The following is a 12,582-nucleotide window of genomic DNA, read 5'->3' as shown; positions in this document are numbered from 1 at the left end:
TCGATACTTCGCCTGTACCGGTGCGCTGCGCCGCGGCCGACCTACGCGGCAAGCCCGAGGTACGGGCTCCAGCGCGGGTCGGCGCGGTCGGTTCCGCGCACGGTCCACTGCAGGCCGCGGGGCGGGCGCGGGGTCAGCCGCAGCTCCCACCCCATCTCCTGGGGCGTCCGGTCGCCTTTGACGTTGTTGCAGCGCAGGCAGCAGGCGACCAGGTTCTCCCACGAGTCCGCGCCCCCGCGCGAGCGCGGCAGGACGTGATCGATCGTCGACGCGGTCTTGGCGCAGTACGCGCAGCGGTGGGCATCACGGCGCAGCACCCCGCGACGGGTCACCGGGATGTGGCGGCCACCCGGCACGCGGACGTACCGCGTCAGCAGGATCACCGCCGGTCGGTCATAGGCGCCGCGCGCACCCCAGATCGGTTCGCCATCGACGCACTCGATGACGGTGGCCTTCTCATTCATCACGAGCACGAGCGCCCGCTTGAACGACACGACCGCAAGCGGCTCGTAACCCGCATTCAGCACAAGAGTGCGCATTCCCCATCCTTCCGAACGGCCGGGACGGCTTCCCGGTATTCGATACGAACGACGCCTCGAGCGGCGCGGGGGGATGAAAAAAGGCGCTGTCTCATGGACAGCGCCTCGACGCCACGGCTATGCCGCGGCATCCGTTCACACGATGCCGAAGTACCAGCCGACCGAGCGCATCCATGGTTCGGATGCGTGGTGTGCTGCCCATCGGCGCCCTCCGCTTCTTCTCAGCGTCGGATTTCAGGGTAATACACGCTACGACCACCGGGGGTCGCGGGGAAGGTTAACGCGCGGTGGCGTGTCGGTGTCAGGAATTGCGCGAGCAGAAGGTGGCCGGATGCTGTCGTCCGGGGCTGCCGGATGCTTGGTGCCGCCGGGGGCTCGGGGCTGTCGGGCGTGCCGGCGGCTCGGGGTTGCCGGCTCCGCGCCTGTGGCTACAGCGCGCCTGCGTTGGCGATAAGCCAATCCCACGGATCAACGACAGATCCGTTGATATGGACTTCGAAGTGGAGGTGGTTCGCGGTCGAGCTGCCGGTGCTGCCGACGAAGCCGATCAGCTGGCCGGCGGCGACCGAGTCGCCGACCTGCACCTGGCGGGTGCCGTAGGTCATGTGGCCATACATCGTGGCGACCTGCTGTCCGCCGATGACGTGCTGGATCTCGATGCCGACGCCGTAGCCGCCGACGCTCTCCGCCGAGATGCTCACCACGCCGGCGGCGGCGGCGTAGATCGGCGTCATCGCCGGTGCGAGGAGATCCTGCCCCTGGTGGTACCCCGAGTCCCAGAGCCCGCGGCCCTTGGTGAAGTTCAGGATCGGCCAGCGCACCTCGCCCGTGCCGGGCGAGGTCAGGTTGACATTGAGCGGAATCGAGGTGGCGGTCGAGGTGGCGGCGACTGCCGCAGCAGCGCGGGCTGCGGCAGCAGCGGCGGCGGCTTCTTCGGCCTTCTTCTGCGTGATCTCGGCGGCGGTGGTGGCGTCGTAGCTGCCGCGGGTGAGCGCGGTCGATGTCGCGTCGGAAGCCACGACGAGCGACTGGGCGTCACCCTCGGAGACCTGCTGGAGCGTGAGCGCCTCGGATGTGGGCCGCGTCGCGGCATACGCCGGCAGCGCGACGGTGGCGATGAGCCCCGCCACCATCGTCAGAATGACGGCGCTGCGCAGCGGCTTGGCCTTGGCCTTCGTCTTGGGGTGGGGTGCGTGCGGCGCGGTGGAGGCGGCGACGACCTTCTCGGTGCGGTTGCTCTGTCGGGAAAGACGAGGCGCTTTCGCGGGGGCCGTTGGGCGTGCAGGGTTCCTGCGCGCGCGATCGCGGCGCGTCAGACTCGTCGTGTCGATGTCGGGTTCGTTCGACGAATCGGTCACTTCAGCCAAGCTATCCTCCGGGGCCTCTGTCGTCGGGACGACACTGGCTCGTCGGCACTCTGCGTCAAGGCACGGTGTGCGGGCTTCACCCGGTGAACGACGAGCCGTAGAGGCAGAACACCAGGGGTCCGACGGCGGGCTTCTCGCCTGTGGACTTCTCCGAGGCTACCCGAAGGTAACGAATAAGTCACTTTCATCGGAGGCATCTGCGAATACTGCCAGCATCCCGCCCGTCTGGGGAGGAACCGACGCCGCCCCGCACCCGGCGCACGCACGTGTCCGGCCACGCCGCTGGGCGCAGCGGCGTCGAGCCTCCGGGGCAGCTCGGGCCGAGCATCCCCCCGCCCCTCGCCTCTCCTACGAGCGCGAGAAACCACATTCCCGCCGAGACACCCCGCATCGCGGTGCGTCTCATCGCGAAAGTGGTTTCTCGCGAACGAAGGGATGCTCGGGTCGGGGAATGCGGGGATCCCGGCGCGCCGGCATGCCAGCGCGCGGGCAGCCCGTCGCGGCCAGGGCCGACGAGCCCCGTCCCCGCCCAGAAGCTCAGACCCGGTCGTCGACCAGGAAGATGTGCGACGCGACCTCGACGGGAAGCTCGAGGCCCTCGTCGTTGCCGTCCATCTGCACCAGCACGTAGCCCTCGTTGTAGCGGTAGTCGCCGTGTGCGCCGGGCACGACGCCCGCCGACTTGAGCTGCTGCAGCAGCTCGGGGTCGACCTGCACGGGCTCGGCGAGGCGGCGGACGGTGCCCACGATCGGCTCGCCCGCGTCGTTGAGCCGGCGGACGAGTCCGACGACGCCCTCTTCGAAGGTGCGGGCCGGCATGTCGCCGAGCTGGTCGAGTCCTGGGATCGGGTTGCCGTACGGCGACTCGGTGGGGTGGCCGAGCAGTTCGACGAGGCGACGCTCGACCTGCTCGCTCATGACGTGCTCCCAGCGGCAGGCCTCTTCGTGCACGTACGCCCAGTCCAGGCCGATCACGTCGCTGAGCAGCCGCTCGGCCAGACGATGCTTGCGCATGACGTCGACCGCCTTGTTGCGGCCCGCGTCGGTGAGTTCGAGGCGGCGATCGTCCGAGACGATGACCAGCCCGTCGCGCTCCATTCGGCCTACCGTCTGCGACACCGTCGGGCCGGAATGCCCGAGCCGCTCGGAGATGCGCGCACGCAGCGGCACGATGTTCTCTTCCTCGAGCTCGAGGATCGTGCGCAGGTACATCTCGGTCGTGTCGATCAGATCGGCCATGCCTGTGCATCCTTGCTGTGGGGGTGGTAGGCAAGCCTAACCCAGCGTGCTGACACGAGACCTGGGTGCCCCGGCGCTCGCCTCTAGAATCGTGGGATGCCGCACCTCGAGATTCCCCGCGACCTGCTGCCCGCCGACGGACGCTTCGGATGCGGCCCCTCCAAGGTGCGCGACGCGCAACTCGCGGCCCTCGCCGGATGGGGCGCCGACGTGCTCGGCACCTCGCACCGGCAGGCGCCCGTGAAGAACCTCGTCGGCTCGGTGCGTGCGCGCCTGGCCGAGCTGTTCCGCCTTCCGGACGGCTACGAGATCATCCTCGGCAACGGCGGATCGACGGCGTTCTGGGATGCTGCGGCCTTCGGCCTGATCGAAAACCGCAGCCAGAACCTCGTATTCGGCGAGTTCGGTGGCAAGTTCGCCGCCGCGGCGGCCGCTCCGTGGCTGCAGGCCCCCGACGTCCGCGCGGTCGACGCCGGCACCCGCACCACCGCCGAGCCCGTCGAAGGCGTCGACGTGTACGCCTGGCCGCACAACGAGACCTCCACCGGCGTCTCGGCTCCGGTGACCCGCGTGACCGGTGACCCGGGAGCCCTCACCGTCATCGACGCGACCAGCGCCGCAGGCGGCATCGACGTCGACATCTCCGAGACCGACGTGTACTACTTCGCGCCCCAGAAGAACCTCGGTTCGGACGGCGGTCTGTGGTTCGCGGCTGTCTCGCCTGCGGCGATCGAGCGGATCGGGCGGATCGCAGCATCTGACCGCTACATTCCCGAGTTCTTGAGCCTGAAGAATGCCGTCGACAACTCGCGGCTCGAGCAGACCCTCAACACTCCGGCGATCACGACGCTCGTGCTGCTGGACAGCCAGCTGGAATGGATGCTCGGCAACGGCGGCCTCGCCTGGTCCAGCGCTCGCACGGCTGAGTCGTCGGCGGCGCTGTACGACTGGGCGGAGGCATCGGCGGTCGCGACGCCGTTCGTGGCAGACCCGGCTGACCGCTCGCCCGTGGTCGTGACGATCGACTTCGACGAGGCGATCGACGCCGCCGCGATCGCCAAGACGCTGCGCGCCAACGGCATCGTCGACACCGAGCCGTATCGCAAGCTCGGGCGCAATCAGCTGCGCGTGGCGACGTTCGTGTCGATCGAGCCCGACGATGTGCGTCAGCTCATCCGGTCGATCGACTTCGTGCTCGCCAACAGCTGAGCGCCGGCCTTCCGCGTCCCGACCCGGGTCCGTCGGCCATTCCGGCGTGCCGACCCAGGTCCGTCGGCCATTCCGGCGCGAGAAACCAGTTTTCCGTCGAGACATCACGCATCGCGTGGTGTTTCGACGGAAAAGTGGTTTGTCGCGCCTTCGGAAGGCAGGTCAGTACTCGCGCGAACCCTCGTCGTAGGCGAAGTCGTCGTCATCGTCCGCGTCCTCGTCGTCTTCGGCGTCGTCCGACTCGTCGTCATCGTCCGCGTCGTCGTCATCGGCGTCGTCGAGATCGTCATCGTCGTCGTCGTCGTCGTCGTCGACAGCATTCGCGTCGACGTCGAGCTCGTCGATGTCGACGCCGTCGACGTCTCCCGCATGCAGGATGGGCGACGCGTCGGCGTCGAAGTCGACAGCATCCAGGTCATCGATGTCTGCGAGCTCGTCGGCGAGTTCGTCGTCATCCTCGTCGGAGTCGTCCTCGTCGTCGTCTTCGATCCCCGCCGCGGCGTTCGCCTCCGCGATCGCCTCCTGCGCGGCCTGGTAATCGGCGAGGCGAACCGCCCACGGCACCCAGTCCGGAGCCAGGAGCGCAGCATCCCCGGGGAGCAGTTCCACCTCGAGGACGGAGGGATCAGCATCCGCGAGTCTTGCCAGGCTCACCGTCCAGAACCAGCCGGGGTATCCCGCCAGCCGGTTCTCGAAGCGCAGCGAGACGACTCCGTCGGGCTCGACCGAGTAGCCCGCGGGCGGGCCGATCGTGTCTTCCGGCGTGATCTCGATCAGCGCGTCGCGCGCCTGATCGTGGGCGGCCAGCAGCCGCTCGTCACCGAGCGGCGCGAGCGGTGCCGACGACGCCGGATCAGAGGTCGGTTCGGGAAGCTCCTGCGAATCGTCAGGCGTCGAGTTCATCGGCGACCTTGCGCAGCACTGCGACGACGGTCTTGCCGTGCGAACCGCTGGGATACCGCCCCTTGCGCAGGTCGTTTCCGACACCGTCGAGCAGCTTCACGAGGTCTTCGACGATGATCGCCATGTCGTCGGCGGGCTTGCGCGACCGCTTCGCGAGGCTGACCGGAGCTTCGAGCACCCGCACCGACAGCGCCTGCAGACCGCGCTTGCCGTCGGCGACGCCGAACTCAAGTCGGACACCCGCCTTCGGGGGCGGCGAGCCGGCAGGCAGGGCGGTGGCGTGCAGGAAGACATCTTGACCGTCATCGGTGGTGATGAAGCCGAAGCCCTTCTCCTCGTCATAGAACCTGACCTTGCCGGTGGGCATGAAGACCTCGCTGGGGAACGGCCCGCAGAAGCGGGCATGGCGGAGCAGGGCTGAAGAAGCCCTGCCTTCCACCCTACGGCACGCCCACCGGGCAGGTAGGCTGGAGCGGATGAGCACCCGCAACCCCGGCGAGGACGTACCCGTCCGTCGCATCGACCGCTACCTGGCAGTGACAGGGCTCGGACTCGCGCTCGTCTCCGTGGTCTGCTTCTTCGCCGTGATCGCGGCCCAACCCCTCGGCGTCACCGACATGAGCACCGGCATCTGGCCGGTCCTGGTGGTGTTCCCTCTGATCGCCCTGCCGATCGCCTTCCTGATGATCGTCGCCGTACTGATCATGAGTTTCGTCCGAAGGGCCCGGGCCAACCGAGGTAACTGACGTGGCCGACTCCTCGGATCAGCGCGCCCTGGCGATCCGCCTGGCAGGTCTGAGCGATGAGCGGCTCGCTGCGGTCTTCGCTCTGCGCGGTGTCACCGCAGGCGTCGCATGGCGCGACTTCTTCGACGCTGCGGACGCGCTTCTGGATGCTGCATCCATCGATCGCGCTCTCCAGAAGCTCCCCCGCACGGCGCTGGTCGCCCTCGCCCACGACGGAGTGGTCGCCCGCCCCGTCGCCGAACGGCTGAGCGCGCGGGCGCTGGCGGATGAGAACGGACTGCCCTACGGCGCCGTGACGGCGCGGGCACAAGCGGTCGCTGCCGCCAATCCCGATGCGGTCAGCCCGCTTCCGGAGGTGCCCGCACCCCCACCGGCCGACGAAGCGGCCGCCGCGGCTGCCGCCGAGCGCGCCTTCACCACCGTCGCCGCGCTGGCCGACGTGCTCCTGGCGTGCCTGCACGGCCCGTTCACCCGTACCGGATCCGGTACGGTGAGCGCCGCCGACCGCCGCAGACTCATCGAGGCCGGGGCGTTGTCCTCACCCGACGACCTCGACGATCTCGTCGCCGCCGCCGCCGCCGCAGATCTCGTCCGCGCCGCCGAGCGCGAGTGGGTCGGCACGAGCAACGCCGAGAGGTGGCTGCAGCTTCCGACCGCCGAGCGCTGGCAGGCGATCGCCGAGGGTCTCCGCTCCGAGCTGCCCGACGCCCTCCGCATCCCCGGCGGCGGGTTCATGCCGCCGTCGGCATGGGAGGCGGCGTTCCCCCTCGATCCCGAGTGGCCCGACCGCGTGGCCCGGATGCTGCGCATCGCCCGCCAGTGGACGCTTCTGACCCCAGGCGGTGCCGAGCCGGCGTGGGCGACCGACCTGCGTCAGGGCCGCAAGCCCGACACCGCAAGCCTCGCCCGCCATCTGCCCGCCGAGATCGATCGCGTGTACCTGCAGGCCGACCTGACCGCGATCGCTCCCGGACCTCTTGCGCCGGCACTCGACCTGCGGCTGCGCAGCATCGCGCATCGCGAGTCGCGGGCCCAAGCATCCACGTATCGCTTCAGCGTCGATTCGCTCGGCGCCGGCATGACCGAGGGCGAGAGCGCCGAGTCGGTGCGCGAGTTCCTCTCGAGGATCTCGCTGACCGGCATCCCCCAGCCGCTGGACTATCTCATCTCGAGCACCGCCGCGCGCCATGGGCGTGTCACGGTGCGGACGGATGCTGCGACCGGCCGCACCCGCATCGAAAGCGATGATCACGCACTGCGTGACACGATCGCGGTGGATCAGGCCCTCCGACCGCTCGGCCTCGTTCTCGACGGCGACGCGCTCAGCTCACGCGTGGAGCGCGACGCGGTCTACTGGTCGCTCGCCGATGCGCGCTACCCGGTGGTGGCACTCGATGACGACGGTGCGTCCGCCTCGCTCCGACGCGGGCGGCCCGCCAGCGCGGGACCGCGTAGCGCCGACGACCTTTACGCACGCCTGATCGCGACCCTCCGAGCGAGTGAAGGCGGAGATGAGGATGCCGCGTGGCTAGGCCGCGAACTCGACCAGGCGGTGCGCGCTCGGTCGATCATCGAGGTCGCCGTGCGGCTGCCCGACGGGTCGGAGCGCACCTTCACGCTCGAGGCGTCGGGTCTGGGCGGCGGGCGCCTCCGCGGCCGCGACCGCGGCGCCGACATCGAGCGCACTCTGCCGGTCTCGAGCATCGTGAGCGTGCGGCCGGCCTGAGCGCGGGCGCTCGGCCGCTGCGCTCGCGCCCGGCGCTCCCGCCGCGGACCCGCCCGGCGCTCCCGCCCGGTACTCCTGCCCGGCGCTCCCGCCCGCGCACCTGCCCGTCGTTCCGTCCTTCGCTCCCGTGCCGTGTCCGCCAGCTGGCGGACATGGGTCGCGCGAAAAGCCTTCTCCCGGACACGCGAAATCCGCATGTCAGCCAGCTGGCGGACATGCGCGCGCCGGAGGACCAACTTCCCGACACGAGTCGGGCCCAGCGAACCACCCCGGCACTCCGCCACCCGAAGCGCCGCCCATGCCAGCCAGCTGGCGGACATGAGTGGCGCGAAGAACCTTCTCCCGGACACGCGAAATCCGCATGTCAGCCAGCTGGCGGACATGCGCGCGCCGGAGGACCAACTTCCCGACACGAGTCGGGCGCAGCGACCCACCCCGGCACTCCGCCACCCGAAGCGCCGCCATTCGCGCCGCACAGGTAGAATCGATTCCTTATGGCTGACGGTCCCCTCATCGTGCAGAGTGACCGGACGGTGCTGCTCGAAGTGGCACATCCGGACGCGGAGAGTGCACGCCACGAACTGGCGATCTTCGCCGAACTCGAACGCGCGCCCGAGCACATCCACACCTACCGCGTCACCCGGCTCGGGCTCTGGAACGCGCGAGCGGCCGGGCACGACGCCGAAGACATGCTCGCGACGCTCGACCGATGGTCGCGCTTCCCGGTGCCGCCGTCGGTGTCGATCGACATCCGCGAGACGGTCGGCCGCTACGGCCGGCTCGTCATCGAGCGCGACGACGTCGAGGGCTTCGGCGAGAACGTGCTCGTGCTCCGCTCCACCGACGCGCCGGTGCTCGCCGAGATGGCGCGCAACAAGCGCATCCAGCCACTCCTGATCGGTCACCCCTCCCCCGGCACGTACGTCGTCGACGCCTGGGCACGCGGTCATATCAAGCAGGAGCTGCTGAAGATCGGCTGGCCCGCCGAAGACCGCGCGGGCTACACGCCGGGGACGCCGCATCCGATCGAACTCGACGAAACCGACTGGACACTGCGGCCCTACCAGCGCAAAGCCGTCGACATCTTCACCGAAGGCGGTTCTGGCGTCGTCGTCCTCCCCTGCGGCGCAGGCAAGACGCTCGTCGGCGCGGCAGCGATGGCCGACACGAAGACCACCACCCTCATCCTCGTGACCAACACCGTCAGCGCGCGGCAGTGGCGCGACGAGCTCATCAAGCGCACATCGCTCACCGCCGAAGAGATCGGCGAGTACTCCGGGCAGGTCAAAGAGGTCAAGCCCGTCACGATCGCGACCTACCAGATCCTCACGGCGAAGCGCCGGGGCGAGTACGCGCACCTCGCGTTGCTGGATGCTCTCGATTGGGGCCTCATCGTCTACGACGAGGTCCATCTGCTTCCGGCGCCCGTGTTCAAGCTGACCGCGGATCTCCAAGCCCGCAGGCGCCTCGGCCTCACGGCGACGCTCGTGCGCGAGGACGGTCGCGAGGGCGATGTCTTCAGCCTCATCGGACCCAAGCGGTTCGATGCACCGTGGAAGGAGATCGAGGCCCAGGGCTTCATCTCGCCCGCCGCCTGCTACGAGGTGCGCGTCGACCTCCCCGCCTCCGATCGGCTCGAATACGCGGCATCCGCCGACGACGAGCGCTACCGCCTCGCCGCGACCGCCGCCGCGAAGATCGATGTCGTCCGCAGCCTGGTTGAGCGCCACGAGGGCGAGCGGATCCTGGTGATCGGCCAGTACCTCGACCAGATCGACATCCTGGCGGAGGCCCTCGACGCCCCCAAGATCACGGGCGCGACGCCCATCGACGAGCGTGAGCAGCTCTACCAGGCCTTCCGGGTCGGCGAGATCTCAGTACTCGTCGTGTCGAAGGTCGCGAACTTCTCGATCGATCTACCCGAGGCATCCGTCGCCATCCAGGTGTCCGGCTCGTTCGGCTCACGGCAAGAGGAGGCCCAGCGCCTCGGCCGCCTGCTGCGCCCCAAGACCTCGGGTCACACCGCGAGCTTCTACACGCTGATCGCGCGTGACACCGTCGACCAGGACTTCGCGCAGAACCGGCAGCGGTTCCTCGCCGAGCAGGGGTACAGCTATACGATCCTCGATGCCGACCGGATCACCGCGAAGGCCGCGTGACCCCCTCCAAGCCCGCGTGAATCCGCCGATCCGGGCAATATCCAGCGGTCACAACAGATCCGTCACCATAATGGGGTCATGACCGCTCCTCGCATCCTCGTCGTCGACGACGAGCCGAACATCCGCGACCTGCTCATCACGAGCCTCCGGTTCGCGGGTTTCCAGGTGAAAGCCGTCTCCAACGGTGCACAGACGATCTCGGCTGTGCTCGAGGAGGAACCAGACCTCATCATCCTCGACGTGATGCTGCCCGACATGAACGGCTTCAGCGTCACCAAGCGGCTCCGCGGCGCGGGCTACACCGCGCCCATCCTCTTCCTCACCGCCAAAGACGAGACCGAGGACAAGATCGCCGGTCTCAACGCCGGCGGCGACGACTATGTCACCAAGCCGTTCTCGCTCGACGAGATCGTGGCGCGCATCCAGGCGATCCTCCGCCGCACGATGCAGGCCGACGAGGAATCGCTGATCCGCGCGGGCGAGTTGACGATGGACCAGGACACGCACGATGTGCTCGTCGGCGACGTGTCGATCGACCTCAGCCCGACCGAGTTCAAGCTGCTGCGCTACCTGATGCTCAATCCCAACCGGGTGCTGTCGAAGGCGCAGATCCTCGATCACGTCTGGGAGTACGACTTCAACGGCGACGCCGGGATCGTGGAGAGCTACATCTCCTACCTGCGACGCAAGATCGACCCGCACTCCAGCGAGGCGCTCATCCAGACCAAGCGCGGCTTCGGCTACATGCTCAAGGCGGGCAAGACCGCCTGACGCGGTCCCTGACGGAAGGGGCCGCCCTGGCAGAGAAGAAGGCCGATGGCGTCACCCGCTGGTGGCGTGGCATCAGCCTGCGCGCGAAGATCACCGGTGTCACCGTCGCGCTGCTGGCGATCGGGCTGATCGCCGCGGGGTTCGGCACGGCGATCTTCCTGCGCAACACACTCATCAACAATCTGAACGATCAGCTCGTGCAGATTGCCCAGACCGATCCCGCCAAGTCTGTCTTCACTGTCGAGACGGATGGAACCTACGCCGCCTTCAACGCGAATGAGCAGGTCACCACTACCGACTACTTCGTCGCCGTGTACAGCCCCGACGGCCAGGTGATCGAGCAGACGGAGAGCAAAGGCCCGACCCCGGTGATTCCCCGCGAGATCACTCTCGACCAGACCGTCACGAAGGGGCTCATCCCTACCGAGTTGGAGAGCTCCGCAGGCGGAGCGCCCTACCATGCCGTCATATCGTTGCTGGAGATCCCGGGCGCAACGACCTTCTACACGCAGCTCGTCGCACTGCCGGTCGCGCCGGTCGATCGGGTGGTGACGGCCTACCTCGGCATCTACGGCATCCTCGCCCTCATCACGATCATCGCCGGAGCGTTGGCGACACGATTCCTCGTCACGCTCGCGTTCAGCAGTCTCAGTCAGGTCGAGACCACCGCGATGTCGATCGCCACGGGCGACTTCAGCCAGCGCATGACCGACATCGAGCCGGGCACCGAAGTGGGTCGCCTCAAGACCGCGATCAACACCATGCTGGGCCGGATCGACGGCGCGCTCTCGGAGCGCGACGCGACCGTTCGCCAGATGCGCCGCTTCATCGGCGATGCGAGCCACGAGCTGCGCACCCCGCTCGTCACGGTGCGCGGCTACGCCGAGCTCTACCGCATGGGTGCGATCACCAGCGACGAAGACGTCGCCCAGGCCATGAACCGCATCGAGTCGGAGGCCAAGCGGATGGGCGTGCTGGTCGAAGACCTCCTCGCCCTGGCGCGCCTGGACGAGCGGCGCGACGTGGTGATCGGCCCGGTCGATCTGCGGCCGATTGCTCGGGATGCTGCGCTCGACGTCCGCGCGGCGGCCCCCCAGCGCCCGGTGACGGTCGTGGACACGACGATCGTCGAGCCGCCGCCCCCGCCTGAGCCCGCCGAGTCGCTCCCGGACCCTTCCGAGCTCGGCCCCGACGCGCCGTCTCGGCGAGGATCCCCGCCCACGTCGGCGATCGCCCGCGCCGGCGGCGCGACGCTGTCGCTTCTGCGACGCCGCCCGCGCCCTGTGCCGGCGACGCGTGCGACCGGAGCGGAGACGCCGCCCCCGTCGGCGCCGGTGGGCGACACCGGGGACGGCATCGGCGCCGCGAGCGCCCCACCGATCGTGCTCGGCGACGAGAACCGCATCCGCCAGGTCGTGACCAACCTCCTCGGCAACGCGCGGCGGTTCACGTCGGAAGATTCCCCGATCGAGCTGACGGTCGGCGTCGATGTTCCCACCCGAATGGGCTGGATCGAGGTGATCGACCACGGCGAGGGCATCCCCGAGCAGCTGCGCGACAAGATCTTCCAGCGCTTCTGGCGCGCCGACACCTCGCGCACGCGCGAGACCGGCGGCGCGGGCCTGGGCCTGTCGATCGTCTCGTCGATCATCGAGGCGCTGCACGGCTCGGTCGATGTCACCGAGACCCCCGGGGGCGGCGCGACCTTCCGGGTAGCGTTCCCCCTCGCTCCCCCGGCCGACGCCGCGGCGCACCTGTGGATCGAGACGCAGCCGTTGCCGTTGACGCGGGGTTCCGGCATCCCGACTCCCTGACGCCTCGCCCGCTCGGCCGTGCGCAATGCACCCTCACCCGTCGCAATGCACCCTCACCGAGGGTGCATTGCGGGAACCGAGGGTGCATTGCGGGAACCGAGGGTGCATT

At 69.1% G+C, this 12,582-nt stretch carries 11 protein-coding genes; 6 read left to right on the top strand and 5 right to left on the bottom strand.

Annotation, left to right across the window (positions count from 1 at the left end; genetic code table 11):
- Positions 1-41 precede the first annotated feature (41 nt).
- The 3 genes from ACFE6Z_RS15910 to ACFE6Z_RS15900 all read right to left on the bottom strand — a co-directional run bounded on the left by ACFE6Z_RS15910 (position 42) and on the right by ACFE6Z_RS15900 (position 3,145).
- Entirely contained in the window at positions 42-539 is a 498-nt protein-coding gene (locus tag ACFE6Z_RS15910) for an HNH endonuclease (protein WP_375386684.1), read from the bottom strand.
- Positions 540-967: 428 nt separating this feature from the next.
- The gene (locus tag ACFE6Z_RS15905; RefSeq protein WP_375386683.1) at positions 968-1,897 is read right to left on the bottom strand and encodes a M23 family metallopeptidase; all 930 of its coding nucleotides are present in this window, start codon (positions 1,895-1,897) and stop codon (positions 968-970) included.
- A gap of 546 nt (positions 1,898-2,443) precedes the next feature.
- On the bottom strand, positions 2,444-3,145 hold the full coding sequence (locus ACFE6Z_RS15900; RefSeq protein ID WP_375386682.1) for a metal-dependent transcriptional regulator: 702 nt from the start codon (positions 3,143-3,145) through the stop codon (positions 2,444-2,446).
- Between the two features lie 96 nt (positions 3,146-3,241).
- Between ACFE6Z_RS15900 and serC the strand changes: the two genes are divergently transcribed.
- Positions 3,242-4,354: a phosphoserine transaminase gene (gene serC, locus ACFE6Z_RS15895; protein ID WP_375386681.1), complete on the top strand. Its 1,113-nt coding sequence runs from the start codon at positions 3,242-3,244 to the stop codon at positions 4,352-4,354.
- Between the two features lie 162 nt (positions 4,355-4,516).
- Here the strand turns inward: serC and ACFE6Z_RS15890 are convergent, their stop codons facing one another.
- Together ACFE6Z_RS15890 and ACFE6Z_RS15885 are read right to left on the bottom strand one after the other, a co-directional pair.
- Positions 4,517-5,257 (bottom strand): DUF3027 domain-containing protein, encoded by a 741-nt coding sequence (locus ACFE6Z_RS15890; protein WP_375386680.1) that lies wholly within the window; start codon positions 5,255-5,257, stop codon positions 4,517-4,519.
- On the bottom strand, positions 5,241-5,624 hold the full coding sequence (locus ACFE6Z_RS15885) for a cold-shock protein (RefSeq protein WP_375386679.1): 384 nt from the start codon (positions 5,622-5,624) through the stop codon (positions 5,241-5,243). The genes ACFE6Z_RS15890 and ACFE6Z_RS15885 overlap by 17 nt, the downstream gene beginning before the upstream one ends.
- Before the next feature lie 109 nt (positions 5,625-5,733).
- On the opposite strand from ACFE6Z_RS15885, the gene ACFE6Z_RS15880 reads away from it, so the two are divergent.
- The 5 genes from ACFE6Z_RS15880 (at position 5,734) to ACFE6Z_RS15860 (ending at position 12,473) form a co-directional block, all read left to right on the top strand.
- Positions 5,734-6,003 (top strand): multidrug ABC transporter ATPase, encoded by a 270-nt coding sequence (locus tag ACFE6Z_RS15880; protein ID WP_375386678.1) that lies wholly within the window; start codon positions 5,734-5,736, stop codon positions 6,001-6,003.
- 1 nt (position 6,004) lies between these two features.
- A complete protein-coding gene (locus ACFE6Z_RS15875) occupies positions 6,005-7,729 on the top strand; it encodes a helicase-associated domain-containing protein (protein ID WP_375386677.1) in 1,725 nt (574 codons plus the stop codon).
- 494 nt (positions 7,730-8,223) lie between these two features.
- Positions 8,224-9,888, top strand: a complete 1,665-nt coding sequence (locus ACFE6Z_RS15870) for a DNA repair helicase XPB (RefSeq protein WP_375386676.1) — start codon at positions 8,224-8,226, stop codon at positions 9,886-9,888.
- Positions 9,889-9,966: 78 nt separating this feature from the next.
- Positions 9,967-10,659, top strand: a complete 693-nt coding sequence (locus ACFE6Z_RS15865; protein ID WP_375386675.1) for a response regulator transcription factor — start codon at positions 9,967-9,969, stop codon at positions 10,657-10,659.
- 197 nt (positions 10,660-10,856) lie between these two features.
- Positions 10,857-12,473 (top strand): sensor histidine kinase, encoded by a 1,617-nt coding sequence (locus tag ACFE6Z_RS15860; RefSeq protein WP_375386674.1) that lies wholly within the window; start codon positions 10,857-10,859, stop codon positions 12,471-12,473.
- Positions 12,474-12,582 lie beyond the last annotated feature (109 nt).

Source organism: uncultured Microbacterium sp. (genome assembly GCF_964244775.1).
Taxonomy (GTDB): Bacteria; Actinomycetota; Actinomycetes; order Actinomycetales; family Microbacteriaceae; genus Microbacterium.
Note: the sequence above shows the minus strand (reverse complement) of the source record. Positions and strands in the feature narration are given on the sequence as shown.